The sequence below is a fragment of the Streptomyces virginiae genome (assembly GCF_040638905.1).
Taxonomy (GTDB): Bacteria; Actinomycetota; Actinomycetes; order Streptomycetales; family Streptomycetaceae; genus Streptomyces; species Streptomyces virginiae_B.
This window is the reverse complement of sequence record NZ_JBEZYV010000002.1, coordinates 493,930-517,883: the sequence shown is the minus strand read 5'-3', so window position 1 is coordinate 517,883 and position 23,954 is coordinate 493,930. Positions and strand designations below refer to the sequence as shown.

The following is a 23,954-nucleotide window of genomic DNA, read 5'->3' as shown; positions in this document are numbered from 1 at the left end:
GTCCGGCACATGAACGGCCAGTGGTACGACGCCGAAGCGGGCCCGCTCGTCCGCCCGTACGCCATGACCGGGGGGCGTACCAAGCCGGGACCGCACGGGGTCCGCTTCGACCTGATCGCCCTGGTCGCGGTGGACCCGGAGGGCGGTGCGGACGACGCGGCCGAGTTGCTGCTCGGCCCCGAACACCGGGCACTGCTGGGGCTCTGCCGGTCCGAGACCCAGTCGGTGGCGGAACTCGCCGCCGACGCCGACCTGCCCGTGGGAGTCGTACGGGTGCTCCTCGGGGACCTGCTGGAGGGCGGGCACGTCAAGGTCAGCCGCCCGGTACCGCCCGCCCAACTGCCGGACGAGCGGATTCTGCGTGAAGTCATCGAGGGATTGCGAGCGCTTTGATGGGACACCACGACAACCGACCCTCCGGGACGTCCGGCCCGGCCGGATCCGCCCAGGAACGGGACCTGGATCCGGACCTGTGTCCGGACGCGGACCCGGACCCGGACCCGGACCCGGACGCGGATCCGGGGGTGGAGGAGGACGGCGAACTGGCCGCGCTCGCCCTGAAGATCCTTGTGGCGGGCGGCTTCGGAGTGGGCAAGACCACGCTGGTCGGTGCGGTGAGCGAGATCCGGCCGCTGCGCACCGAGGAGCAGCTGAGCGAGGCGGGCGAACTGGTCGACGACACGGGGGGCGTGGCCCAGAAGACGACCACGACCGTGGCCATGGACTTCGGGCGGATCACCATCCGCTCCGGGCTGTCCCTCTACCTGTTCGGCACCCCGGGGCAGGACCGGTTCTGGTTCCTCTGGGACGAGCTGTCGCAGGGAGCGCTCGGCGCGGTGGTTCTCGCCGACACACGGCGGCTGGAGGACTGCTTCCCGGCGGTCGACTACTTCGAGCACCGGCGCATCCCCTTCGTGGTCGCCGTCAACTGCTTCAGCGAAGCCCGGCGTTACGGAGCACACGACGTCTCGCGCGCCCTGGACCTGGAGCAGGGGACTCCGGTGGTGCTGTGCGACGCACGGGACAAGGACTCGGGCAAGGAAGTGCTGATCAGGCTGGTCGAGTACGCCGGGCGGGTGCACACCGCCCGGCTGCTGGACTCGGTGGGGCCGCAGGCCGGTTCCGTGTGAGCCGGCCCGGCGGCGGGGGCGGGTCAGTCGGACACCCCGGCGACGGAGATCACCTTGTCGATCGGGACGCGGACGAGGAGCTCGCTCGGGACGGCGTTGCGGCGGCCGAAGGCCTCGGCCGCCTCCTCGCCCATGTAGCGGGCGGCGATGCGGGTTGCCCAGGTGAGCATCTCGTCCGGGTCGTCGGCGTATCCGCTGATCTCGGCGCGGCCCTGGAGGACGACGTAGGAGAACGGCGGCCGGTCGTCGTCCACGCAGAGCGCGACGCGGCCGTCCCTGGCCAGATTGCGCCCCTTGACCGTGTCCTTACCGGTGTTGAAGACGAAGGAGTCCCCGTCGAGCACGAACCAGATGGGAGCGACGTGCGGACTTCCGTCCTCGCGGACGGTGGAGAGCTTTCCGGTGCGGGTGGAACGGGAGACGAATGCCCGCCATTCCTCTTGAGTCATCTTCTTCGCCATGGGCACATCCTCCTTGCCGGAAAGGCACTGGTGGGGAAGGCTTGCGGCACGAGTACGAGGGGTGGGGCGCGGCCGAGCGGGCCGCGTCAACGGGGAGGGGCTTGGAATGGCACTGGACAAGCAACTGGACTGGCTGCTGGACGACCTGACACGCAGGGTCCCGCAGGTGCGGCACGCGGTGGTGCTGTCCAATGACGGCCTGGTGACGGGGGCGAGCGCGGGGCTGCCGAGGGAGGACGCCGAACACCTGGCGGCCGTGGCGGCCGGGCTGCAGAGTCTGGCGAAGGGGTCCGGGCGCCACTTCAGGGCCGGCGAGGTCCGCCAGACGATGGTCGAATACGACGACGGCGCCCTCTTCGTCATGGCGGCGGGGGCGGGCAGCTCCCTGTGCGTGCTGAGCGCGGCCGAGGCGGACATCGGCCAGGTCGCGTACGAGATGACGCTGCTGGTCAACCGGGTCGGCGAGCATCTGGGCGTCGCGGAACGGCGTATCACCGGCGGCTGAACGCCCGGTGGGCGGCTGCGTGGCGAGGGGGCGGAGTTGTCCACAGGCCTCGCGGGTCTTCGTAGCAACGAGTTACGGTCTTCACACAGAGTAATCGCTGCTCGTGGGGGAGACCGTGATGACGCAGATGGTGACCGCGCCGCCGAAGGACATGGCCGTGCGCGAGGGGGAGGCGGCAGCCGACCGGGCCGACCGGGCTGACGGCGCCGCCGCGGCGCTGGTCGGAAGCGCACTGGCCGCAGAAGAACTGGGCTTGACCCGCGGCGAGTTGGCCAGGGCCGTCCAGCTGGGGATCGTGCGGACCGGCCCGCCGGCGGCCGGCGGGGCCGCGCGCTTCGCGCGGGCGGAGCTGGCGAGGGTGCGGGACGCGGCCGCCGGCCCGCCCGACGCGCTGCGCCGACAGGTCGAGACGGTGGCAGGGGCCCAGGCGGCGGCCGAGGTGCTGGGAGTCGGCCCGAGCCGGTTCACGCGGCTCGCGCGCTGCGGGCACATCACCCCGGTCGGCTACCGGATCAACCGCTACCGCACCGTCGTATGGCTCTATCTGGCCGCGGAGCTGCGGGAGTTCGCCGATCGGGAGCCTCGGATGCTGCGCGGGACGGCGTCCGCCGAGGACCGGGAACTGCTGGCGGCCACGGGGGACCTGCGGCCACGCACATGGCGCGGGCGGCACGTGGGGCTCCTGCTGAGACGGACCGCCGATCCATGGGCCCGCGCGGCCGTACTGGCCTGCGTACTCCCCGAGGACGAGCTGCGCGCGGCCGTGCCCGATCCGGCGGAACGGATCGTTCTGGCCGCCCTCGCCCCGCCCCCGCCGTACGGGCATCCGCAGGTTCCCGCCGCCGCGGCGGTGGCGGAGGGGCTGCTGCGGGCCGGGCCGCCGGACGAGGTCCACTGGTACCGCACCAGCCTGGAGTTCGCCCTGGCCGGGGCCCGGGCTCAGTCGAAGTCGACGGGGGAGAGGGGACCGACGTAGACCCAGGCCCCGGCCTCACGGGAGAAGGCGCTGTGCTCGTGCAGCGATCCGGTGTGCCGGCCCTCGCGGTAGTGCGCGCGGAACTCCACCGAGCCCTCCGTCTCGAACATCCCGCCGCGGTCCGTGGCGAGGATCTCCAGCCGCTCCCAGCGCTGCCCGGGATCCAGGTCCAGGCGGGCAGGGCGCGTCGAGGGGTGCCAGGAGCGCAACAGGTAGGCGGTGTCACCGACGGCGAAGGCACTGAAGCGGGAGCGCATCAGCAGCTCGGCGGTCGGCGCCTGGCCGTCACCGGAGTGGAAGCGGCCGCAGCACTCCGGGTAGGCGGCGGGCAGCCCGCAGGGGCACGGCAGGGCGGGGGTCGGCACGGGTCTGCTCAGTTCTTCGGTGCGGAGTCGGACGGCCGGCTCGGCTGGTACGGGCGGCTCGGCTCGGCGGGGTACGGGCGGAAGAGGCCCTCCTGGACCACGGAGACCAGCAACCTGCCCTCCAGGTCGTAGATCCGGCCCCGGGCCAGACCCCGGCCGCCGTGCGCGATGGGCGACTCCTGGTCGTAGAGGAACCACTCGTCCGCCCGGAACGGCCGGTGGAACCACATGGCGTGGTCGAGCGAGGCCATGTCGAAACCGCGCATGCCCCACAGGGGTTCCACGGGGATGCGCACGGCGTCGAGGAGGGTCATGTCACTGGCGTAGGTGAGGGCGCAGGTGTGGACGAGCGGGTCGTCGCCCAGCGGGCCGACGGCGCGCATCCACACCGCGCTGCGCGGATCGGCACCCTTGAGTTCTTCCGGGGTCCAGCGGAGCCGGTTCACGTAGCGGATGTCGAAGGGCTGGCGGCGGGCCATCCGCTCCAGCGCCTCCGGCAGCGCCCCGAGGTGCTCGCGGATCTCGTCCGCGACCTTGGGGAGCGTGTCGGGATGGGGGACGTGGTGAGGAGGCAGCTGGTGCTCGATGCTGCCGTCCTCCGGATGATGGAAGGAGGCGGTGAGATTGAAGATCGTCTTGCCCTGCTGGACCGCGGTGACCCGGCGCGTGGTGAAGGACCGCCCGTCGCGCACCCGTTCCACCTGGTACACGATCGGCACCCCGGGGATGCCGGGGCGCAGGAAATACGCGTGCAACGAGTGGACGGGGCGGTCGGTCTCGACGGTGCGGCCCGCCGCCACCAGCGCCTGGCCGGCGACCTGGCCGCCGAAAACGCGCTGGAGGGACTCTTGCGGGCTGGCGCCGCGGAAGATGTTGACCTCGATCTGCTCCAGGTCGAGCAGATCGACCAGTCTCTCGGCGGGGTTCGTCATCAGAGGATCTCCACTGTCGGGTCCGGGCGGTCCGGCGGCGTGCCGGATCAGGTCACAGGGCGCCGAGCTCGCCGACCGAGGTGACCCGGACGACGGCCCGGCCCTCCTCGTCGGAGGCCGCCAGGTCGACCTCGGCGCTGATGCCCCAGCCATGGTCGCCGCTCGGGTCGGCGAAGGTCTGGCGGACGCGCCACAGACCGTGCGCCGGGTCCTCCTCGATCTGCAGCAGCTTAGGGCCGCGGGCGTCCGGGCCGGTGCCCAGGTCGTCGTACTCGTCCCAGTACGCGTCCATGGCCTCGCCCCAGGCGTCGGCGTCCCAGCCCGACTCGGCGTCCAGCTCGCCCAGCACGTTCACGTGGTCCAGGGCGGCCAGCTCCACCCGGCGGAACATCGCGTTGCGGACCAGGACGCGGAAGGCGCGCGCGTTCGCGGTGACCGGCTTGACCTGGTCGGCCTTCTCCTGGGCCTGCTCCGCCGTCTCCACCTCCGGGTTCGCCAGCTGCTCCCACTCGTCCAGCAGGCTGGAGTCGACCTGGCGGACCAGCTCGCCGAGCCACTCGATCAGGTCCTGGAGGTCCTCGGACTTGAGGTCGTCGGGAATGGTGTGGTCCAGCGCCTTGAACGCGCTCGCCAGATAGCGCAGCACGATGCCCTCGGTGCGGGCCAGCTCGTAGAAGGAGGTGAACTCGGTGAAGGTCATCGCACGTTCGTACATGTCGCGGATGATCGACTTCGGGGAGACGGGGTGGTCCCGCACCCACGGGTGGCTCTTGGCGTACACGTCGTAGGCGTGGAGGAGCAGCTCTTCGAGGGGCTTGGGATAGGTGACGTCCTGGAGACGCTCCATCCGCTCCTCGTACTCGATCCCGTCGGCCTTCATCTGGCCGACCGCCATGCCGCGTTCCTTGTTCTGCTGGGCGGCCAGGATCTGGCGCGGGTCGTCCAGCGTGGACTCCACGACGGACACCATGTCCAGCGCGTAGGAGGGGGACTCCGGGTCCAGCAGGTCGAAGGAGGCCAGCGCGAAGGTGGACAGCGGCTGGTTGAGCGCGAAGTCCTGCTGGAGGTCGACGGTGAGCCGGATCGTGCGGCCCTCCGCGTCCGGGGTGTCGAGCTTCTCGACCACACCGCCGTCCAGCAGCGAGCGGTAGATCGCGATGGCCCGCCGGATGTGCCGCAGCTGGGCCTTGCGCGGCTCGTGGTTGTCCTCCAGCAGGTGGCGCATCGCCTGGAAGGCGTCGCCCGGCCGGGCGATCACCGACAGCAGCATGATGTTGGTGACCTTGAAGCGCGAGGTCAGCGGCTCCGGGTCGGCGGCGATGAGCTTCTCGAAGGTGGTGTCCGACCAGGCGACGAAGCCCTCGGGAGCCTTCTTGCGGACCACCTTGCGGCGCTTCTTCGGGTCGTCGCCCGCCTTCGCGAGGGCCTTCTCGTTCTCGATGACGTGCTCGGGCGCCTGGGCGACCACATAACCCGCCGTGTCGAAACCGGCCCGGCCGGCGCGGCCGGCGATCTGGTGGAACTCGCGGGCACGCAGCGTGCGGACCCGGTTGCCGTCGTACTTGGTGAGCGCCGTGAACAGCACGGTGCGGATCGGGACGTTGACGCCGACCCCGAGCGTGTCCGTACCGCAGATGACCTTCAGCAGGCCGGCCTGCGCGAGCTTCTCCACCAGACGCCGGTACTTGGGCAGCATGCCGGCGTGGTGGACGCCGATGCCGTGACGGACGTAGCGGGACAGGTTCTGGCCGAACTTGGTGGTGAAGCGGAAGTTTCCGATCAGTTCCTGGATCTTGTCCTTCTCCTCGCGCGTGCACATGTTGATGCTCATGAGCGACTGCGCCCGCTCGACCGCCTGGGCCTGCGTGAAGTGCACGATGTAGACGGGGGCCTGCCGGGTCTCCAGCAGCTCGGTGATCGTGTCGGTGATCGGCGTGGTCACGTACTCGTACGACAGCGGTACGGGCCGGGTCGCGGAGCGGACCACCGAGGTGGGCCGGCCGGTGCGCCGGGTCAGGTCGTCCTCGAACCGCTTCATGTCGCCGAGGGTCGCGGACATCAGGACGAACTGTGCCTGCGGCAGCTCCAGCAGCGGAATCTGCCAGGCCCAGCCGCGGTCCGGCTCGGCATAGAAGTGGAACTCGTCCATCACGACCTGGCCGATGTCGGCGTGCTTGCCGTCGCGCAGTGCGATGGAGGCCAGCACCTCGGCGGTGCAGCAGATCACCGGCGCGTCCGCGTTCACCGAGGCGTCGCCGGTCAGCATGCCGACGTTCTCGGTGCCGAAGAGCTTGCAGAGGTCGAAGAACTTCTCCGAGACCAGCGCCTTGATCGGGGCGGTGTAGAAGGTCACCTTGTCCTGGGCCAGGGCCGTGAAGTGCGCACCGGCCGCGACCAGGCTCTTGCCGGAGCCGGTCGGGGTGGACAGGACCACGTTCGCCCCGGAGACGACCTCGATCAGCGCCTCCTCCTGAGCCGGGTACAGGGTGATGCCCTGGTCCTCCGCCCACGAGGAGAAAGCCTCGAAGAGGGCGTCGGGGTCGGCGGTCGGCGGGAGCTGATCAATGAGGGTCACGCCCCCATCTTGCCTGGCTTCCCCCCGGATCAGGGAACCGGAGGAGGCAGCGAAGATCACCGACTGTACGCTGTGCCGTCGATGCGGCCCGAACGAAGCGGTCAACAGGGCCCGATACACACCAGCGGGGCGGGGAACGACCATGATGGGTCCGGCGCACTCACTGTCCGGGGCGGCGGCCTGGCTGGGGGTGGGAGCGGCCACTGCGGCCGCCGGCCATCCCATGCCCTGGCCGGTCCTCGTCGTCGGCGCGCTGATCTGCGCCGGCGCCGCCCTCGCCCCGGACCTCGACCACAAGTCGGCGACGATCTCCCGCGCCTTCGGTCCGCTGTCCAAGGGCCTGTGCGAGGTGGTCGACAAGATCTCCTATGCCGTCTACAAGGCCACCCGCTCCACGAAGGACGCCCGCCGCTCCGGCGGCCACCGCACCCTGACGCACACCTGGCTCTGGGCGGTCCTGATCGGCGGCGGCGCCTCGGCGCTCGCCGTCACCGCCGACCGCTGGGGTGTGCTCGCGCTGCTCTTCGTGCACCTGGTGCTCGCGGTCGAGGGCCTCCTGTGGCGGGCCGCCCGCATGTCCAGCGACGTCCTGGTCTGGCTGCTCGGCGCGACCAGTGCGTGGATCATGGCCGGGGTGCTCGACCAGCCCGGAAACGGTGCGAACTGGCTGTTCACCGAGCCGGGGCAGGAATACCTCTGGCTCGGCCTGCCCATCGTGCTCGGAGCCCTGGTCCACGACATCGGCGACGCGCTGACGGTCTCCGGCTGCCCGGTCCTGTGGCCCCTGCCGATCGCCGGAAAGCGCTGGTACCCGATCGGCCCGCCGAAGCCGATGCGCTTCCGGGCCGGCAGCTGGGTGGAGCTGAAGGTCCTGATGCCGGTCTTCGTCCTGCTCGGCGGCTTCGGAGGCGCATCAGCCCTCGGCTTCATCTAGCGGCCTTGCCGATCATGCCGGCCCGGTCTCTCGACCCGAAGGGACCGCCCGTAACCTGGGCCGATGTCTGAGACGCACCGCCTCTGGCCGCAGGCTTCGTCCTCCGAGGCCGACTGGCTGGTTGAACTCTGCGGTGACGGAACGACCGGCTTCGAGCCGCCCCGGCGTCCCGATGCGGTCTGGGTGCTGAACGCCATGTACGAGCACGAGAGCGGACCCGGGGGCCACTCCCACCACGAACGGCGCCAGGCGGCCCTCGCCGCGGGCGTCATCGAGCCCGCCCGCCTGGGGAACATCGACCTCGAGTTCGGCACCGCCACCGGCGGCGGTCTCGGACGCGCCGAGCATCCGGGACCGTCCTATCGCCGGCTGCGCTGGGCCGAACTCTCCGCCCGGTGCGGGGACCCGATGGTCCCTGAAGGGAAGTACCCGTCCCTGCGGTGCTTCCCCTCCGCGCGGCTGGACGACAGCTGGCCCGTCGGCATCGAGCCGCCCACGGAGGGCAGCCTCGACCGCCCGACATGGGACCGGCTCGTCGACGTGCTCGTGGCACACAGCACGCAGGGCCCGGACACCAGGGTCTTCGCCTACTACAACCCGCTGATGCTGCCAGTGGTCGATTTCGACGACCTCCACGTCCGCACCGGCCGGCTGGGTGACGCCCATGCCCTCTACGACAACCCTGACGCCGACTTCAGCCCGTCCAACCTGTGGCCGGAGGACCGCTCGTGGATCCTGTGCACCGACTACGACCTGTGGGCCACCAAGGTCGTCGGCCCCGAGCGCCTGGCCGAAACACTGCTCCGTGACCCGGTGATCGAGGCCGTACGACTTCCCTGGACCAGCTGACGGGCCCTCCGCCGCGGGATCAGCCGTGCCAGGACCGCCACAGCGCCGCGTACGCCCCGTCCGCCGCGACCAGCTCGTCGTGCGAGCCGAGTTCGCTGATCCGACCGCCCTCGACCACCGCGATCACATCCGCGTCGTGGGCCGTGTGGAGCCGGTGGGCGATCGCGATGACCGTACGGCCGTCCAGCACCCGGGCCAGCGAGCGCTCCAGATGCCGTGCGGCCCGCGGGTCCAGCAGCGAGGTGGCCTCGTCCAGCACCAGCGTGTGCGGATCCGCCAGCACCAGCCGGGCCAGCGCCACCTGCTGGGCCTGCGCCGGGGTGAGCGGCGTACCGCCGGAGCCGACCTCGGTGTCCAGGCCGCCCTCCAGCGCCCGTGCCCAGCCGTCCGCGTCCACCGCGCCCAGCGCCGCCCACAGCTCGCCGTCCTCGGCACCCGTCCGCGCCAGACGGAGGTTGTCGCGCAGGGAACCCACGAACACGTGGTGCTCCTGGTTGACCAGGGCCACGTGCTCACGCACCCGCTCCGCCGGCATACGCGACAGCCGGGCCCCGCCGAGGGTGACCTCGCCGGTGCGGGGCTCGTAGATCCCCGCCAGCAGCCGCCCCAGGGTGGACTTGCCCGCGCCCGAGGGGCCGACGAGCGCCATCCGGGTGCCCGGCGGCACGGACATCGACACCTGGTGCAGGACGTCCACACCCTCCCGGTAGCCGAAGCGGACCTCCTGGGCCCGGACGTCCCGGCCGTCTGGCGCCACCTTCGCGTCGCCCGCGTCCGGTTCGATCTCCCGCACGCCCACCAGGCGGCCCAGCGACACCTGGGCGACCTGCAGCTCGTCGTACCAGCGCAGGATCAGGCCGATCGGATCGACCAGCATCTGCGCCAGCAGCGCGCCCGTGGTCAGCTGCCCCACCGACATCCAGCCCTGCAGCACGCAGTAGCCGCCGATCAGCAGCACCGAGCCGAGGATCGTCACGAAGGTGACGTTGATGACGGGGAAGAGGACGGTCCGCAGGAACAGCGTGTACCGCTCCCAGGCCGTCCACTCCTTGATCCGCCGCTCCGACCGGGCGATCCGCTCCGGACCCAGGCGGTGCGCCTCGACCGTGCGGCCCGCGTCCACCGTCTCGGTGAGCACGGCCGAGACCGCGGCGTAGCCCGCCGCCTCCGACCGGTAGGCCGAAGGCGCCCGCCGGAAGTACCAGCGGCAGCCGATCACCAGGACCGGCAGCGCGACGAGCGCGGCCAGCGCCAGCGGCGGCGCCGTCACCGCGAGGGCCCCGAACAGCAGCCCCGCCCACACCACGCCGATGGCCAGCTGCGGCACGGCCTCACGCATCGCGTTGGCCAGCCGGTCGATGTCAGTGGTGATCCGCGACAGCAGGTCACCGGTGCCGGCCCGTTCCAACACGCCCGGCGGCAGCCCCACCGACCGCACCAGGAAATCCTCACGCAGATCGGCGAGCATCTCCTCGCCCAGCATCGCCCCGCGCAGCCGTACCAGCCGCACGAAGAACGTCTGCACGGCGAGCGCCAGCGCGAACAGCAGCGCCATCCGCTCCAGATGCAGCTCGCGCGCCCCCGCCGCGAGATCGTCCACGACCCGGCCCAGCAGGTACGGGCCGACCATGGAGGCGATCACCGCGACCGCGTTGACGCCCACCAGCACCAGGAAGGGCCGCCGGTGGCGCCGGAACAGGTCGCGCACATAGCCCCGTACGGTCGCCGGCGTGCCCACGGGCAGGGTCGCGGCCGTTTCGGGGGCCGCCGGATCGTATTCCGGTGGCGCCACGCCGATCATGCGGATTCCTCGATCTCTGTGAGTACTTCTTCCAGCTCTGTCAGTCCGAGTCCGGCGAGCCGCTGCTCCTCGTCCGTTTCGCGGGTGACGACCGCCCGGTAGAGCGGCTCGCGGTGCAGCAGCTCGCGGTGTGTCCCCACCGCCGCCACGGTGCCGCCGTCGATGAGCACGACCCGGTCCGCGCGGTCCAGCAGCAGCGGCGAGGACGCCAGGACGACCGTGGTCCGTCCGCCGCGCAGAGCCGCGATGCCGTCCGCGATCCGTGCCTCGGTGTGCGAGTCGACCGCCGAGGTCGGCTCGTCGAGCACGAGCACCTCCGGGTCGGTGACCAGGGACCGGGCCAGCGCGAGACGCTGGCGCTGGCCGCCGGACAGGGACCGGCCGCGCTCGGTGATCCGGGCGTCCATCGGGTCGTCGACCCCGTCCGGCGCCGACTGCAGCAGCGCGTCCAGTACGTCCGCGCACTGGGCGGCCGCCAGAGCGGCGCCCGGCTCGACCGCCCCGGAGGCCGGTACGTCGAGCAGTTCCCGCAGTGTCCCGGAGAGCAGCACCGGATCCTTGTCCTGTACGAGGACCAGCCTGCGGGCGGTGTCGAGTTCGAGGTCGTCCAGGGCGACCCCGCCGAGGAGCACCGAAGGACCGTCCTCGCCGTCCCGGTCCCGGCCGCCGTCCCGGTCCCGGTCGCCGTCCCGGTTCCCCTCGCCGTTCCGGTCCCGGTCCTGTTCCTCCACGGCATGGCCGCCGAGGCGTTCGGCCAGCCGGCCCGCCAGGTCCGGGTCCCCGCAGACGACGGCGGTGAACCGGCCGGCGGGCGCCAGCAGTCCGGTCCGCGGGTCGTACATGTCCCCGCCCGCGGCCGGTTCCCCGACCGGCGGCCCGGCCTGCGCGGGGCGCTGCGCCGGGTCCGTCCGCGTCAGCGACAGCACCCGCGCCGCCCGCTTCGCGGAGGGCCGCGAGAAGGAGTACGCCATGGCGATCTCCTCGAAGTGCCGCAGCGGGTAGAGCAGTGTCGCCACCGCGCTGAACGCCGCGACGAGTTCACCCACCGCGATGCGCCCGTCCAGGGCCAGCGAGGCGCCGTACCAGACGACCGTGATCAGCAGCAGGCCCGGGAGCACCACCTGGATCGCCGAGATCAGCGCCCACATCCGGGCGCTGCGCACGGCGGCCCTGCGGACCTCCTGCGAGGCCTCGCGGTACCGGCCGAGGAACAGCTCCTCGCCGCCGATGCCGCGCAGCACGCGCAGGCCGGCGACGGTGTCGGAGGCCAGCTCGGTCGCCTTGCCCGCCTTCTCCCGCTGGACGTCGGCGCGTCGGGTGGCCCGCGGCAGCAGCGGCAGCGAGGCCAGGGCGATCAGCGGCACGCCGACGGCGACGACCACGCCGAGCTCGGGGGCGTAGAACACCAGGCCGACACAGACCAGGACGATGGCGAAGACGGCTGCGAGGAAGCGGGAGACCGCCTCGACGAACCATCCGATCTTCTCGACGTCGCCGGTGGACACCGCGACCACCTCACCCGCTGCGACCCGGCGGGTCAGGGCGGAGCCCAGCTCGGCGGTCTTGCGGGCGAGGAGTTGCTGCACCCGTGCGGCGGCGGTGATCCAGTTGGTGACGGCGGTGCGGTGGAGCATGGCATCGCCCACGGAGATGGCGACGCCGATCAGGACGAGCAGGGCGCCGACGAGCAGCAGCCGGTTCGGCTCGCGGTCGACGACGGCGTCGACGCCCAGGCCCACGGCGTACGGCAGTCCGGCCACCCCGCCGAAGTGCAGCATCCCCCAGGCCAGGCTCTTGAGCTGTCCGCCGAGCTGACCACGTCCCAGCCACAGCAGGAAACGGGGGCCGGAACGAGCGTCGGGCATCCCCGGATCCGGATACGGAAGATCGCTGATCTGCATGACGCCCCATGACTGGTCGAGTGGTCCAAACCGTGCAAGGTTCGCCTTCCGGACCGGCGTCGGGCAATCGATTTTCCGTCCGCCGGAAGCCGAGGGAAAGAGGTTTGCGCACGCCGGCTCCGGCTCGATGCCTGGTCGCGGGGGTCGCACGCACCGGCGCTCACGGGCGGGTGGCGCGCTCCAGTTCGAGCAGGGCCGAGTAGTAGCGGCGTCCGGTGGCCCGGTCCATGCCCACCTCGCACATCCGGTTCGCCGACAGGTGGGCGTCGAAGGGCCGCGCGGTCACCTCCGCGGCCTCCCGCGCCGTCGCCGCGGCCGTCAACTCCGGGTGCAGCATGCCCCGGTCGCCCGCGAAGGCACAGCAGCCCGCGTCGTCCGGGACCACCACCTCGTCGGCGCAGGCCTCGGCGACCGCCCGCAGCTGCGGCTCGTCGCCCAGGTGCCGCATCGAGCAGGTGGGGTGGAGGACGGCCGAGCCCACCCTGCGCCGGACCTCCAGGTGAGGCAGCAGCTCCTGCGCCGCCCACACGACGGAGTCGACGATCCGCAACTCCTCGTGCAGCGCCCGGTTGTCCGGCGTCAGGTACGGGACCACCTCCCGCGCGATGCCCAGGGCGCAGGAGGAGGCGTCGACGACCAGGGGCAGCCGCCCGCCGGCCGTCCAGCCCCAGGCCGCCTCGACGATCCGGTCGGCCATCAGCCGGTTCCCCTCCCCGTAGCCCTTGGAGTGCCAGATCGTCGCGCAGCAGGTGCCGGTGACGTCGCGGGGGATCCACACCGGTTTGCCCGCCCGCTCCGACACGGCCACCAGGGCCTGCGGCAGCGACGGCCCGGGCCGGCCCGCCGGGCCGCCGAAGATCCGGTTGACGCAGGCCGGGTAGTAGACGGCCGCGGCGCCCGACCGCCGTGTCACGGGCAGTTCCCTGGCGGCGGCTCCGGGGATCTGCGGCAGCCACCGCGGCACCAGGTCCGGTCGTACGGCCCTGCGCACGGCCCCGGTGACCGCTTCCAGCAGCCGGTCCCCGACCCGGTCGGGGATCCGGCCGGCGGTGGCGACGGCCATCCGGGCGGCGGCCTCGACGGTGCGGAAGTGCCGGGCGGCCAGCGCGGCGGCCGCCTCCTCGCGCGGACCGTGCCGGCGGTGGCGGAAGTCCCTCATCAGCGCCCCGGTGTCGATCCCGACCGGGCAGGCGAGCCGGCAGGTGGAATCGCCCGCGCAGGTGTCGACCGCGTCGTGGCCGTAGGCGCCGAGCAGTCCCTCCAGCAGGGGCGAGCCCGGCTGTTGCCGGACCATCTCCCGGCGCAGCACGATGCGCTGGCGCGGTGTGGTCGTCAGGTCCCCGCTGGGGCAGGTCGGTTCGCAGAACCCGCACTCGATGCAGGGGTCCGCCTCCGCCTCCACCCGCGGGATGGTCTTCAGGCCGCGCAGATGGGCCCGCGGGTCGCGGTCGAGGAGGACCCGCGGGGCGAGCACCCCGGCCGGGTCGACGAGCCGTTTGGTGCGCCACATCAGGGCGGTGGCCTCGGGGCCCCATTCCAGTTCCAGGAAGGGGGCCATGTTGCGGCCGGTGGAGTGCTCGGCCTTCAGGGAGCCGTCGAAGCGCTCCACGGTGAGCCGGCAGAAGGCCTCCATGAAGGCGCCGTACCGCTCGACGTCGGCGGGGTCCGCGGCGTCGAAGGCGAGCAGGAAGTGCAGGTTCCCGTGCGCGGCGTGACCGGCGACGGCCGCGTCGAAGCCGTGCCCCGCCTGCAGTTCGAGGAGCGCCGCGCACGCCTCGGCCAGCCGCGACGGCGGCACCGCGAAGTCCTCGGTGATCAGCGTGGTGCCGCGGGCGCGGGCGCCGCCGACGGCGGTGACGAACGCCTTGCGGGCCTTCCAGTAGCCGCTGATGGTCCGCGGGTCGCTGGTGAAGCGGTTGGTGATCGAAGGCACCGGGGCGACCAGGTCGAGGCCGTCGAGGGCCGCCGCCGCGCGGCGTGCGCAGTCGTCCCGGCCGGCCGCGTCCGGAGCCCGGAACTCCACGAGCAGGGCCGTCGTCGTCCCGGGCAGGGCGGCCCAGTCGGCGGGCACCCCCTCGACGCTGACCGAGGCCCGCAGGGTGTTCGCGTCCATCAGCTCCACGGCCAGGGCGCCCACTTCGGTGAAGCGGGGTACGGCCGCGGCCGCGGCGGGCAGCGAGGGGAAGAAGAGCAGGGCGGTGCACAGTTCGCGGTCCAGGGGGAGGGTGTCGAAGACTACCTCCGAGATGAAGCCGAGGGTGCCCTCCGATCCGACCATGAGGCCCCGCAGGATCTCGACGGGGGTGTTGCCGTCCAGGTAGGCGTCGAGCCGGTAGCCGGTGGTGTTCTTGATCTCGTACTTGGCGCGGATCCGGGCCGCCAGGGCGGCATCGGCCTCGATCTCCCGCTTGATCTCCATCAGTCCGCGGCACAGGGCCGGCTCGGCGCGCGCCAGTTCCCCGTCGGCCAGCGGATCGGCGGTGTCCACCACGGTGCCGCCGGGCAGCACGAAGGTGAGGGAGGACAGCGTGCGGTAGGAGTTGCGCGTGGTGCCCGCCGTCATCCCGGAGGCGTTGTTGGCGACGACCCCGCCGACGGTGCAGGCGATGGCGCTGGCCGGGTCGGGGCCGAGGACGCGGCCGTGGCGGGCCAGCGCGGCGTTGGCCCGCAGCACGGTGGTGCCGGGCCGGACGCGGGCCCGCCGGCCCTCCTCCAGCACCTCGACGCCGGCCCAGTGCCGGCGTACGTCGACCAGGATGTCCTCGCCCTGGGCCTGGCCGTTCAGCGAGGTCCCGGCGGCGCGAAAGACGACCTCGCGTTGCCGGCCGCGGGCGTAGGAGAGGACCGCGGAGACGTCGTCGATGTCCTCGGCGATCACCACGACCTGGGGCACGAAGCGGTAGGGGGAGGCGTCGGAGGCGTAGCGCACCAGGTCGGAGACCTTCCACAGCACCTTGTCGGCGCCCAGCAGCTCGGTCAGCTCGGTGCGCAGGGGTTCCGGTGTGCCGGCGGCGCGGTGCGCAGGGACCCGGTCGGGGGAGGGGCCGCCGGCGCCGCGCGGGCGCAGGGCCCCCGGCTCCGGTTCCAGCAGCGGCATGTGGGACCCCTCGCCTCGTCGCGGCCCGCGGGTGGCCTGTTCAGCAGGTGCGCTCCGCCGGGGCGTCCGACAGGGCGTTCAGCAGACCGCCGAGCACCTCGCGCTGGTCGGCGGTCAACGGAGCCAGGATCTCCTCCGCCGCGTCGGTCCGCGCGTCGCGCAGACGGCGCAGCGTGGCGCGTCCGCTGTCGGTGAGCTCGATCCTGATGACGCGGCGGTTCGCCGGGTCGGGCACGCGCCGCACGCACTCGGCCGCCTCCAGGCCGTCGACGAGGGTGGTCACCGCACGGGGGACGACCTCCAGGCGGGCGGCGAGGTCCGCCATCCGGGGCGGCTGCTCGCCCTCGTAATGCGAGACGAGGCGCAGCAGCCGACTCTGGGCGGGAGTGATCCCGAGCGGCACCATGTGGCGCTTCTGGATCCGGTGGAGCCTGCGCGTCAGGCGCAGGAGCTGTTCGGCGAGGAGGCGATCGGTGTCGGAGGCGGAGCTCATGCGGGAACGATATCAGGACCCCATTCATTGTGAGCATAGGTAACAATGACCTATGCTCCAATGGCGCCGGCCTCCGCGGAGCCGGCTCCGCGAAGACCCGACCCCCGTCCCCCGACCCCGAGAGGGTGCCCATGCCTCACGACGAACCGAAGTGGACCCCATCGAAAGACCCCCTGGATCCGAGCCGCCCCGCCCCGGCGGAGCAGCCGCGGGAGCTGCGCCGGATCGTCGCGCTCTTCCGGCCCTACCGCGGCCGGCTCGCCGTCGTCGGCCTGCTCGTCTGCGCCTCCTCGCTGGTCGGCGTCGCCTCGCCGTTCCTGCTCAGGGAGATCCTCGACGTCGCGATCCCGCAGGGCCGTACGGGACTGCTCAGCCTGCTCGCGCTCGGCATGATCCTCACCGCCGTCGTCACCAGTGTCTTCGGCGTGCTCCAGACGCTGATATCCACCACCGTGGGCCAGCGTGTCATGCACGACCTGCGCACCGCCGTCTACGCCCAGCTCCAGCGGATGCCGCTCGCCTTCTTCACCCGGACCCGCACCGGCGAGGTGCAGTCCCGCATCGCCAACGACATCGGCGGCATGCAGGCCACCGTCACCTCCACCGCGACCTCGCTCGTCTCGAACCTGACGGCCGTCATCGCCACCGTGGTCGCCATGCTCGCGCTCGACTGGCGGCTCACCCTGGTCTCGCTGCTCCTGCTGCCCGTGTTCGTGTGGATCAGCCGGCGGGTCGGCCACGAGCGCAAGAGGATCACGACGCAGCGGCAGAAGCAGATGGCCGCCATGGCCGCGACGGTCACCGAGTCGCTCTCGGTCAGCGGCATCCTGCTCGGCCGCACCATGGGCCGTTCGGAGTCGCTCACCGCCGCCTTCTCCGCGGAGTCCGAGAAGCTCGTCGACCTCGAGGTGCGCTCCAGCATGGCCGGGCGCTGGCGGATGTCCACCATCGGCATCGTCATGGCCGCCATGCCCGCGCTGATCTACTGGGCCGCCGGCGTCGCCCTGCAGACCGGCGCCCCCTCGCTGTCCGTCGGAACCCTCGTCGCCTTCGTCACCCTCCAGCAGGGGCTCTTCCGGCCCGCCGTGAGCCTGTTGTCGACAGGCGTTCAGATACAGACCTCGCTCGCGCTGTTCGCTCGCATCTTCGAGTACCTCGACCTGCCGGTGGACATCACCGAACGCGCCGAACCGGTCCGGCTGGAGCGGGCCAAGGGCGAGGTCGCCCTGGAGGACGTGCACTTCACCTACGACTCCGAGAACGGCCCGACCCTCTCGGGGATCGACATCACCGTCCCCGCCGGGGGTTCCCTCGCCGTGGTCGGCCCGACGGGCTCCGGCAAGAGCACCCTCAGCTACCTCGTGCCGCGGCTCTACGACGTGAGCGGCGGACGGGTCGCCATCGACGGGGTGGACGTGCGCGACCTCGACTTCGACTCGCTGGCCCGCTCCATCGGGGTGGTCTCCCAGGAGACCTACCTCTTCCACGCCTCGGTCGCGGACAACCTGCGCTTCGCCAAGCCTGACGCCACCGACGAGGAGATCGCCGAGGCGGCCCGCGCCGCCCAGATCCACGACCACATCGCGTCCCTGCCCGACGGATACGACACCCTGGTCGGCGAGCGCGGTTACCGCTTCTCCGGGGGCGAGAAGCAGCGTCTGGCCATCGCCCGCACCATCTTGAGGGACCCGCCGGTGCTCATCCTCGACGAGGCCACCAGTGCCCTCGACACGCGTACCGAGCACGCTGTCCAGCAGGCCATCGACCACCTGTCCGCGGGCCGCACCACCATCACCATCGCGCACCGCCTGTCCACCGTCCGCGACGCCGACCAGATCGTGGTCCTCGACGGCGGCCGCATAGTCGAGCGCGGCACCCACGAGGAGCTCCTGAAGGCGGACGGCCGCTACGCGGCCCTGGTCCGCCGGGACCGGAACGCCGCGCTCACACCCGAGCCGCCCGAGGATGCGCAGCTGGCTCCGGTGAACGTGTGACCATATGACCGGCGCTCGGGCTGGATATCGGAAATGTGGCGGTCTGCGGGTTAGCGTTCCGGCATGAGTCATGAGTACCGGCCGCCCCAGGCCCGATCCCGGCTCACCCGCCGGGGCCGCCTGGCGCTCTTCCTCGGCGTACTGCTCGCGATCGGAGCGGCAGTCCTGATCCCGGGCCTGCGGGGTGGGCGAGAGCCGGAGGAGCCACGCCGGCTGGTGATCCCCGAGGGCTGGCGCGCGACGCAGGTGTACTCCGCGGTCGACCGCGCACTGAACCTCCCGCCGGGATCTGCGAAGTCGGCGGTGGCCACCGCCGGACTGGCCCTGCCCGCCGAGGCCAAGGGCAACCCGGAGGGGTACCTCTTCCCCGCGACGTACCCGGTGACCTCGAAGACCACCCCGGCCGCGCTCCTCGCCCACATGGTGCGCACGGCCAACGAGAAGCTCGCCACCAAGGCGGTGGCCGACGGCGGCAAGGCCCACGGGATGACCCCGTACCAGACGGCCACGATGGCCAGCATCATCGAGGCGGAGGCCGAGACCCCGGCCGACAGGGGCAAGGTCGCCCGGGTGGTGTACAACCGGCTCGCGAAGTCGATGCCGCTCCAGATGGACTCCACCATCAACTACGCACTCAACCGCAGCACCGTCGAGACCACGCTGAGCGACACCCGGATCGACAGCCCCTTCAACACGTACGAACGCCAGGGCCTGCCTCCGACGCCGATCGACAGCCCGGGCCTGGAGGCCATGGCGGCGGCGGTCGCGCCGACGCCCGGCGACTGGCTGTACTTCGTCACCGTCAAGCCGGGGGACACCCGCTTCTCGGCGACGTACGAGGAGCACAAGAAGCACGTGGCGGAGTTCAACAAGCACCGCGCCCACGCGGGCCCGCGCGCCGGGTGAACCGGTGCGGCCCCCGCCCGGCCGGATCACGGCACGGGCGTGGCGGTTCGCTCGCGGGTCAGCAGGCGGCGGACCTGGCGGGCCGCCGCCCCGCCGGCGCGGTTGGCGCCGATGGTCGACGCCGACGGTCCGTAGCCGACCAGGTGGATCCGCTCGTCGCGCACGGCCCGGGTCCCCTCGACCCGGATACCGCCGCCCGGCTCGCGCAGTCGCAGCGGGGCCAGGTGGTCGACCGCCGCACGGAAGCCGGTGGCCCACAGGATGACGTCCGCGTCCACACGGCTGCCGTCGGCCCAGGCGGCGCCCGTGGCGGTGATCCGGTCGAAGACGGGCCGGCGGGCCAGGACGCCCGAGGCCAGGCCCGCCCGGACGGCCTCGTTCAGCGGGAGGCCCGTCACGCTGACCACGCTCTGCGGCGGCAGCCCCCGGCGCACCCGGTCGTCCACCAGGGCCACCGCGGCCCGCCCCTCGGCCTCGCCGAAGCCGCCGTCGCGGAAGACCGGCGGCCGCCGCGTCACCCAGGTGGTCTCCGCCGCCACCTCGGCGATCTCCAGCAGGTGCTGGACCGCCGACGTGCCGCCGCCGACCACGATCACCCGCGCACCCGCGAACTCCCGCGGCCCCGGGTAGTCCGCGGTGTGCAGCTGGCGGTCGCGGAACGCCTCCTGCCCGGGGTAGCGCGGCCAGAACGGCCGGTCCCAGGTCCCGGTGGCGTTGATCAGGGCCCGCGCCGACCAGACGCCGGCGGAGGTCTCCACGCGCAGCCGGCCGCCGTCACCCTCGCGGACCGCCGAGACGTCCACGGGGCGCCGTACGCGCAGGCCGAAGCGGTCCTCGTAGGCGGCGAAGTACTCCCCGACCACCTCCGACGACGGTCGCAGCGGGTCGGCGCCGGTCAGCTCCATGCCGGGCAGGGCGTGCATGCCGTGGACCTTGCCGTAGGTGAGCGAGGGCCAGCGGAACTGCCAGGCCCCTCCCGGGCGGGGTGCGTGGTCGAGGACCACGTGGTCGAGCCCTGCCCGCGTCAGGTGGTACGCGCTGGACAGTCCCGCCTGCCCGGCGCCGACGACCACCACGTCCACGGCCACGCCCCCGTCGGCGTCCGCGTCCGCACCCGTGTTCCACATCAGCTCGTTCACGGTTCTACCAACTTGCGGCGGTCGCGGGATCTTCCCGCCGTCCCCGGACCCCCTCAGCGCCGGGTGGGCCGGCGCAGTGCGGCCCGCACCGGCCGGTCCGGCTGGAGCGTGAGGCCGGGGAAGACCCCGGCGCGTTCGCTCCCGCTGTCCAGGTGGAACCGCTGTCCCAGTACGGCCAGTACGAGCGCGGCCTCCACCAGCGCGAACCGGGCGCCCAGGCAGGCCCGCGGGCCGCCGCCGAAGGGCAACCAGGCGTGCTCGGGCACCGGCTGCGGGGCGTCGGCGTCCCACCGCTCGGGCCGGAAGGCCTCCGGGTCCGGGAACCACCGCCGGTCGCGGTGCACCGACCAGGGACTGGTCCACACCGAGGTCCCCGCCGGCACCGGGCGCCCGCCGAGGGTCGCGCCCTCCGTGGCCACCGCCGAGATCAGCCAGATCGGCGGATAGATCCGCAGCGTCTCCTTGACCACCTGCCGGGTCCACGGCAGCAGCGCGTAGTCGTCGTACGTCGGCAGCCGCCCGCCGAGCACGCGGTCCAGCTCCTCCGTCAGCCGGGCCCGTGCCTCCGGCGCCCCCGACAGCAGCTGCCAGGCCCAGGTCAGAGTGGTCGAGGTGGTCTCGTGCCCGCCGATGTAGAGGGTGATCGACTCGTCCCGCAGCTCCTTTCGGGACAGCGGCCCGCCGTGCTCGTCGCGCGCCGCCAGCAGCCGGCTGAGCAGGTCGTCGCGTTCCGCACCGGCCGCCGATGCCGCCTCGTGCTCGCGGATGACGTGCTCGATCTCCCGGTCGAGGACCGCCACCGCCTCCCGCATGCGGCGCCGTCCGGGAGTGCGCACCCAGGGCGGCAGGAACAGCGTCAGCCCGCGGAACTCCGCCCCCAGTTCGCGCTGCGCCGTCGCCATCGCCGCGCTGATGGGCGCCTCCCGGCCGGCGGCGTCACTGCCGAACAGCGTGCGCACGGCGATCCGCTGGGTCAGGCGGGCCATCTCCGCGTGCACGTCGATCCGGTCGCCCTCCTGCCAGCCGCCCGCCAGTGCGTCCGCGCACTCCACCATCGTGGCGGCGTACGAGCGCACCTGCCGCGGCCGTACGGCCGGCTGGACCAGGGCGCGCTTGCGCCGCCAGTCGTCCCCGGTGGCGACCACCACCCCGTTGCCCAGCAACTGGCGGAAGGCCCAGCCCAGTTCGCTCGGCTCGAAGGTGGATTCGACGGCGCCGAGCAGTTCACCGGCGTGCTCGGGGAGGGAGACCAGCACGTTGCGCCGGGGGCCCAGGGACCAGGGCACCCAGTCCCCGTGGTCGTCGCGCAACGACTCGAAGAAGGCCAGTGGATCGCGGGCGAAGGCGGGCAGGTTCCCGAGCAGGGGCCAGCGGCGCGGGCCGCCGCCGCGGGTGCCCGGGTGCAGGGTCGCGGTCACGCAGGCATGGTGACAGCCGCGCCCGCAGGGCACCAGGGACAGGACCGACGTGCTGCCGCCCGCCCCGCCGCCCCGGCCGCCGTCAGCCGGTCCCGTGTGCCGTGCGCGCGGCGCGTGCGGTCAGCCACCCGTACGCGGCGTCCGCGCTGAACTCCCTCTGCCCGCCCCGGAAGAGGAGCCCGGCGGTCGCGAAGGCCGGGTCGTCCGCGATGTCCGGCGAGTACGGCACCACGACGCACCCCATGCCCGCGGCGCGGGCGGCCCGCGCCCCCGGCGCCGCGTCCTCCACGACCACGCAGTCGGCCGGCTCGGCGCCCAGCCGGCGGGCCGCCTCCAGGAACACGTCCGGAGCGGGCTTGCCCTGGGCGACCTCCTCGGCGGACACCACCGTGGCCAGCAGCGCGTCCAGGCCGGTGCCCGCCAGTACGGCGTCGATCGCCTCGCGCGAGGAACCGGAGGCCACGGCCATCGGCACCCCCTCGGCGTGCAGCCGTTCGAGGAGCCCCCGCATCTGCGGGAAGACCTCGGTCCGGGTGCGCGCGAGGTCGAGATAGGCGGCGTTCTGCTCGGCGAGCAGCTGCTCGACCGGCGCCCCGATCCCGTAACGGTCCCTGAGGGCCTCCAAGGTCTCCAGCGTGCCGATGCCGATGAAGCGGGAGTGCTGCTCCCACGTGAAATCGGGGACGCCGTGCCGCTCCAGCGTGCGGCGGCCGGACTCGTAGTAGTTCGGCTCGCTGTCCACGAGGGTGCCGTCGAGATCGAATATGACGGAAATCATCAGATGTGCCCGTCCTGCCTGTCGCGCCCTGTCTCGGCCATCCTGTCAGGTCTTGCGGGCGTTCCTCCCCACCGATTCGACCAACGGCAGCAGCCGGTGCGGCACCCGCTCGCGCAGTGCCACCTCCGTCCGGGTGCGGACCACGCCGGGGAGCTGGATCAGCCGCTGGATCACGTCCTCCAGATGGGCGTTGTCCCGGGCCGCCACGCGTGTCAGCAGGTCCCCGCCGCCGGTGATCGAGAAGGCCTCGATGATCTCCGGTACGGCGGCCAGCGCGTCGCCCACGTCGTCCAGATGGCCCTGGGTGACCTCGATGTGCACGAAGGCCAGCACCGGGTGCCCCAGCGCCGCGGGGGAGAGCACCGGACCGCTGCCGGTGATCACACCCGTGCGCTCCAACCGGTCCAGCCGGGCCTGCAGGGTGCCGCGCGCGACACCAAGGATCCGGGCGTACTCGCGGACGCTGGTGCGCGGCTGCTCGATCAGCAGGCGCAGGATTCTGGTGTCGAGCTCGTCCACCGCCATGCCCGGGACTTTACCAATGGCATAGTTCAGCGCGATCGTTCCCGGCCAGGGGTCTGCCCCGTGTGCAGCGCGGCCTGTCCCCGGTAGGCCAGGCCCACCACCAGCACCGCGACGGCGGTCGCAGCAGCAGCCGGCCCACCGCGCAGCCGGCCCGGATCAGCAGCGCCCCGAGCGCCCCGCCGGTGAACATGGCGAGCACGGACAGTCCGCGCAGCTTCCAGCCGGCCGTCCCGTATCCGTAGACGGCGTCGCGCCCCATGGCGGAGCCTCCGAGGAAGGCCGTCATGGACCGGGTGACCAGTGTCGTCGGCACCCCCGGCACGTTCGCCAGGCGGGCCCGAGCCCGAGCAGGCTCACCGCCTCGATCACCCCGGTCACGGCGGTCAGGGCGACCATCAGCGCCGGCATGTGCGGTGGGAGCCGCGAACCGGCCGTCGCAGCGGCCTTCCGCTTCTCGTCCATGAGCCCGACAGTGACACGCCCGCCGGGTCCTCCGGTGCCGACATGCCGGAAGGCATAGGGTCCGGAGGGTGAGTGACCTGTTGCTGGTGAGACACGGTGAGACCGCCTGGAGCGCCAACGGGCGGCACACCGGCCGCACCGACGTACCGCTGACCGCGCGCGGGGTCGAGGAGGCCATCTCCCTGGCGCCCTACTTCCAGGGCCGGCGCCCGGCCCTGGTGCTGACCAGCCCGCTGCGGAGGGCCGTCGCCACCGCCGAGCTCGCCGGACTCCCCGGCGCGGGCATCGATTCCGACCTGTACGAGTGGGACTACGGCGGCTACGAGGGCATCACCACCGTGGAGATCCACCGGACCACGCCCGACTGGTCCCTGTGGACCCACGGCGTCCCGCCCGGCGACGCGGACCACCCCGGCGAGAGCGCCGCCCAGGTGGGCGCCCGCGCGGACCGGGTCCTGGCCCGGGCCGCCCCCGCGCTGCGCGCGGACGACGGCGACGTCGTGCTCGTCGCCCACGGTCACTTCCTGCGTGTCCTGACCGCCCGCTACCTGCGCCTGGAGCCCGAGCAGGGGCGGCTCTTCCTGCTGCGCACGGGCACCGTCAGCACGCTCTCGACCGAACACGGCCTCCCGGTGATCGCGGGCTGGAACACCCGCCCCTGAGCCGCGCCCCTCTCGCCTCGCGCGCACGGGCCGCCTGCGTGAACATGCGTA

Annotated in this window: 22 protein-coding genes; 9 read left to right on the top strand and 13 right to left on the bottom strand. The window is 72.7% G+C overall.

What is annotated here, in order from left to right; genetic code table 11:
* Positions 1 to 9: 9 nt before the first annotated feature.
* Together AB0F82_RS05830 and AB0F82_RS05825 are read left to right on the top strand one after the other, a co-directional pair.
* The gene (locus tag AB0F82_RS05830) at positions 10 to 393 is read left to right on the top strand and encodes a DUF742 domain-containing protein (RefSeq protein ID WP_362624359.1); all 384 of its coding nucleotides are present in this window, start codon (positions 10 to 12) and stop codon (positions 391 to 393) included.
* Positions 393 to 1,130, top strand: a complete 738-nt coding sequence (locus AB0F82_RS05825; RefSeq protein WP_362624357.1) for a GTP-binding protein — start codon at positions 393 to 395, stop codon at positions 1,128 to 1,130. The genes AB0F82_RS05830 and AB0F82_RS05825 overlap by 1 nt, the downstream gene beginning before the upstream one ends.
* Before the next feature lie 23 nt (positions 1,131 to 1,153).
* On the opposite strand, the gene AB0F82_RS05820 is transcribed toward AB0F82_RS05825, so the two are convergent.
* Positions 1,154 to 1,591, bottom strand: a complete 438-nt coding sequence (locus AB0F82_RS05820; RefSeq protein ID WP_362624355.1) for a PPOX class F420-dependent oxidoreductase — start codon at positions 1,589 to 1,591, stop codon at positions 1,154 to 1,156.
* A gap of 106 nt (positions 1,592 to 1,697) precedes the next feature.
* On the opposite strand from AB0F82_RS05820, the gene AB0F82_RS05815 reads away from it, so the two are divergent.
* Positions 1,698 to 2,096, top strand: a complete 399-nt coding sequence (locus tag AB0F82_RS05815; protein WP_030657457.1) for a roadblock/LC7 domain-containing protein — start codon at positions 1,698 to 1,700, stop codon at positions 2,094 to 2,096.
* Positions 2,097 to 2,214: 118 nt separating this feature from the next.
* Complete coding sequence (locus tag AB0F82_RS05810; RefSeq protein ID WP_362624352.1) at positions 2,215 to 3,072, top strand: DUF6397 family protein; 858 nt, start codon at positions 2,215 to 2,217, stop codon at positions 3,070 to 3,072.
* On the opposite strand, the gene AB0F82_RS05805 is transcribed toward AB0F82_RS05810, so the two are convergent.
* The 3 genes from AB0F82_RS05805 to AB0F82_RS05795 are packed head-to-tail and all read right to left on the bottom strand — an operon-like array spanning position 3,036 to position 6,944.
* On the bottom strand, positions 3,036 to 3,437 hold the full coding sequence (locus tag AB0F82_RS05805) for a YchJ family protein (RefSeq protein ID WP_356815930.1): 402 nt from the start codon (positions 3,435 to 3,437) through the stop codon (positions 3,036 to 3,038). The genes AB0F82_RS05810 and AB0F82_RS05805 overlap by 37 nt on opposite strands.
* Positions 3,438 to 3,445: 8 nt before the next feature.
* A complete protein-coding gene (locus AB0F82_RS05800; RefSeq protein WP_356815929.1) occupies positions 3,446 to 4,369 on the bottom strand; it encodes an acyl-CoA thioesterase in 924 nt (307 codons plus the stop codon).
* Positions 4,370 to 4,421: 52 nt separating this feature from the next.
* A complete protein-coding gene (locus tag AB0F82_RS05795) occupies positions 4,422 to 6,944 on the bottom strand; it encodes a DEAD/DEAH box helicase (protein WP_362624350.1) in 2,523 nt (840 codons plus the stop codon).
* A 142-nt stretch (positions 6,945 to 7,086) separates the two neighbouring features.
* Here AB0F82_RS05795 and AB0F82_RS05790 point away from each other — a divergent pair, with 142 nt between their 5' ends.
* On the top strand, positions 7,087 to 7,878 hold the full coding sequence (locus tag AB0F82_RS05790; protein ID WP_356811401.1) for a metal-dependent hydrolase: 792 nt from the start codon (positions 7,087 to 7,089) through the stop codon (positions 7,876 to 7,878).
* Positions 7,879 to 7,941: 63 nt separating this feature from the next.
* Positions 7,942 to 8,727: a hypothetical protein gene (locus AB0F82_RS05785; RefSeq protein WP_362624348.1), complete on the top strand. Its 786-nt coding sequence runs from the start codon at positions 7,942 to 7,944 to the stop codon at positions 8,725 to 8,727.
* 19 nt (positions 8,728 to 8,746) lie between these two features.
* Here the strand turns inward: AB0F82_RS05785 and AB0F82_RS05780 are convergent, their stop codons facing one another.
* From AB0F82_RS05780 to AB0F82_RS05765, 4 genes are all read right to left on the bottom strand, one after another.
* Positions 8,747 to 10,528 carry an ABC transporter ATP-binding protein gene (locus tag AB0F82_RS05780; RefSeq protein WP_362624346.1) on the bottom strand — a complete coding sequence of 594 codons (1,782 nt, stop codon included), beginning with the start codon at positions 10,526 to 10,528 and terminating at the stop codon, positions 8,747 to 8,749.
* Positions 10,525 to 12,429 (bottom strand): ABC transporter ATP-binding protein, encoded by a 1,905-nt coding sequence (locus AB0F82_RS05775; protein ID WP_362624344.1) that lies wholly within the window; start codon positions 12,427 to 12,429, stop codon positions 10,525 to 10,527. The genes AB0F82_RS05780 and AB0F82_RS05775 overlap by 4 nt, the downstream gene beginning before the upstream one ends.
* 160 nt (positions 12,430 to 12,589) lie before the next feature.
* On the bottom strand, positions 12,590 to 15,526 hold the full coding sequence (locus AB0F82_RS05770; protein WP_362624342.1) for an FAD-binding and (Fe-S)-binding domain-containing protein: 2,937 nt from the start codon (positions 15,524 to 15,526) through the stop codon (positions 12,590 to 12,592).
* Positions 15,527 to 15,566: 40 nt separating this feature from the next.
* The gene (locus tag AB0F82_RS05765; RefSeq protein WP_362624340.1) at positions 15,567 to 16,019 is read right to left on the bottom strand and encodes a MarR family winged helix-turn-helix transcriptional regulator; all 453 of its coding nucleotides are present in this window, start codon (positions 16,017 to 16,019) and stop codon (positions 15,567 to 15,569) included.
* A 131-nt stretch (positions 16,020 to 16,150) separates the two neighbouring features.
* Here AB0F82_RS05765 and AB0F82_RS05760 point away from each other — a divergent pair, with 131 nt between their 5' ends.
* Both AB0F82_RS05760 and mltG read left to right on the top strand, forming a co-directional pair.
* Positions 16,151 to 18,013, top strand: a complete 1,863-nt coding sequence (locus AB0F82_RS05760) for an ABC transporter ATP-binding protein (RefSeq protein ID WP_356811395.1) — start codon at positions 16,151 to 16,153, stop codon at positions 18,011 to 18,013.
* A gap of 63 nt (positions 18,014 to 18,076) precedes the next feature.
* Positions 18,077 to 18,919, top strand: a complete 843-nt coding sequence (gene mltG / locus AB0F82_RS05755; protein WP_362624338.1) for an endolytic transglycosylase MltG — start codon at positions 18,077 to 18,079, stop codon at positions 18,917 to 18,919.
* Positions 18,920 to 18,945: 26 nt separating this feature from the next.
* Here the strand turns inward: mltG and AB0F82_RS05750 are convergent, their stop codons facing one another.
* The 5 genes from AB0F82_RS05750 to AB0F82_RS05730 form a co-directional block, all read right to left on the bottom strand.
* On the bottom strand, positions 18,946 to 20,046 hold the full coding sequence (locus AB0F82_RS05750) for an FAD-dependent oxidoreductase (RefSeq protein ID WP_362624430.1): 1,101 nt from the start codon (positions 20,044 to 20,046) through the stop codon (positions 18,946 to 18,948).
* Positions 20,047 to 20,111: 65 nt separating this feature from the next.
* Entirely contained in the window at positions 20,112 to 21,476 is a 1,365-nt protein-coding gene (locus tag AB0F82_RS05745) for a cytochrome P450 (protein ID WP_362624336.1), read from the bottom strand.
* Positions 21,477 to 21,558: 82 nt separating this feature from the next.
* On the bottom strand, positions 21,559 to 22,254 hold the full coding sequence (locus AB0F82_RS05740) for an HAD family hydrolase (protein ID WP_362624334.1): 696 nt from the start codon (positions 22,252 to 22,254) through the stop codon (positions 21,559 to 21,561).
* Positions 22,255 to 22,299: 45 nt separating this feature from the next.
* Positions 22,300 to 22,779: an Lrp/AsnC family transcriptional regulator gene (locus AB0F82_RS05735; RefSeq protein WP_030657485.1), complete on the bottom strand. Its 480-nt coding sequence runs from the start codon at positions 22,777 to 22,779 to the stop codon at positions 22,300 to 22,302.
* A gap of 10 nt (positions 22,780 to 22,789) precedes the next feature.
* A complete protein-coding gene (locus tag AB0F82_RS05730; protein ID WP_362624332.1) occupies positions 22,790 to 23,092 on the bottom strand; it encodes a hypothetical protein in 303 nt (100 codons plus the stop codon).
* A 217-nt stretch (positions 23,093 to 23,309) separates the two neighbouring features.
* Here AB0F82_RS05730 and AB0F82_RS05725 point away from each other — a divergent pair, with 217 nt between their 5' ends.
* Positions 23,310 to 23,903, top strand: coding sequence for a histidine phosphatase family protein (locus tag AB0F82_RS05725; protein ID WP_362624330.1), 594 nt, complete (start codon positions 23,310 to 23,312; stop codon positions 23,901 to 23,903).
* Positions 23,904 to 23,954 lie beyond the last annotated feature (51 nt).

Excerpts from the sequence above, each read along its gene's own strand:
- AB0F82_RS05800 (WP_356815929.1), bottom strand. The coding sequence starts at position 4,369 with ATGACGAACCCCGCCGAGAGACTGGTCGATCTGCTCGACCTGGAGCAG.
- mltG (WP_362624338.1), top strand. The coding sequence starts at position 18,077 with ATGAGTCATGAGTACCGGCCGCCCCAGGCCCGATCCCGGCTCACCCGC.
- AB0F82_RS05825 (WP_362624357.1), top strand. The coding sequence starts at position 393 with ATGGGACACCACGACAACCGACCCTCCGGGACGTCCGGCCCGGCCGGA.
- AB0F82_RS05830 (WP_362624359.1), top strand. The coding sequence starts at position 10 with ATGAACGGCCAGTGGTACGACGCCGAAGCGGGCCCGCTCGTCCGCCCG.
- AB0F82_RS05760 (WP_356811395.1), top strand. The coding sequence starts at position 16,151 with ATGCCTCACGACGAACCGAAGTGGACCCCATCGAAAGACCCCCTGGAT.
- AB0F82_RS05765 (WP_362624340.1), bottom strand. The coding sequence starts at position 16,019 with ATGAGCTCCGCCTCCGACACCGATCGCCTCCTCGCCGAACAGCTCCTG.
- AB0F82_RS05770 (WP_362624342.1), bottom strand. The coding sequence starts at position 15,526 with ATGCCGCTGCTGGAACCGGAGCCGGGGGCCCTGCGCCCGCGCGGCGCC.
- AB0F82_RS05775 (WP_362624344.1), bottom strand. The coding sequence starts at position 12,429 with ATGCAGATCAGCGATCTTCCGTATCCGGATCCGGGGATGCCCGACGCT.
- AB0F82_RS05815 (WP_030657457.1), top strand. The coding sequence starts at position 1,698 with ATGGCACTGGACAAGCAACTGGACTGGCTGCTGGACGACCTGACACGC.
- AB0F82_RS05810 (WP_362624352.1), top strand. The coding sequence starts at position 2,215 with ATGACGCAGATGGTGACCGCGCCGCCGAAGGACATGGCCGTGCGCGAG.
- AB0F82_RS05790 (WP_356811401.1), top strand. The coding sequence starts at position 7,087 with ATGATGGGTCCGGCGCACTCACTGTCCGGGGCGGCGGCCTGGCTGGGG.
- AB0F82_RS05735 (WP_030657485.1), bottom strand. The coding sequence starts at position 22,779 with ATGGCGGTGGACGAGCTCGACACCAGAATCCTGCGCCTGCTGATCGAG.
- AB0F82_RS05820 (WP_362624355.1), bottom strand. The coding sequence starts at position 1,591 with ATGGCGAAGAAGATGACTCAAGAGGAATGGCGGGCATTCGTCTCCCGT.
- AB0F82_RS05785 (WP_362624348.1), top strand. The coding sequence starts at position 7,942 with ATGTCTGAGACGCACCGCCTCTGGCCGCAGGCTTCGTCCTCCGAGGCC.
- AB0F82_RS05740 (WP_362624334.1), bottom strand. The coding sequence starts at position 22,254 with ATGATTTCCGTCATATTCGATCTCGACGGCACCCTCGTGGACAGCGAG.
- AB0F82_RS05750 (WP_362624430.1), bottom strand. The coding sequence starts at position 20,046 with ATGTGGAACACGGGTGCGGACGCGGACGCCGACGGGGGCGTGGCCGTG.
- AB0F82_RS05780 (WP_362624346.1), bottom strand. The coding sequence starts at position 10,528 with ATGATCGGCGTGGCGCCACCGGAATACGATCCGGCGGCCCCCGAAACG.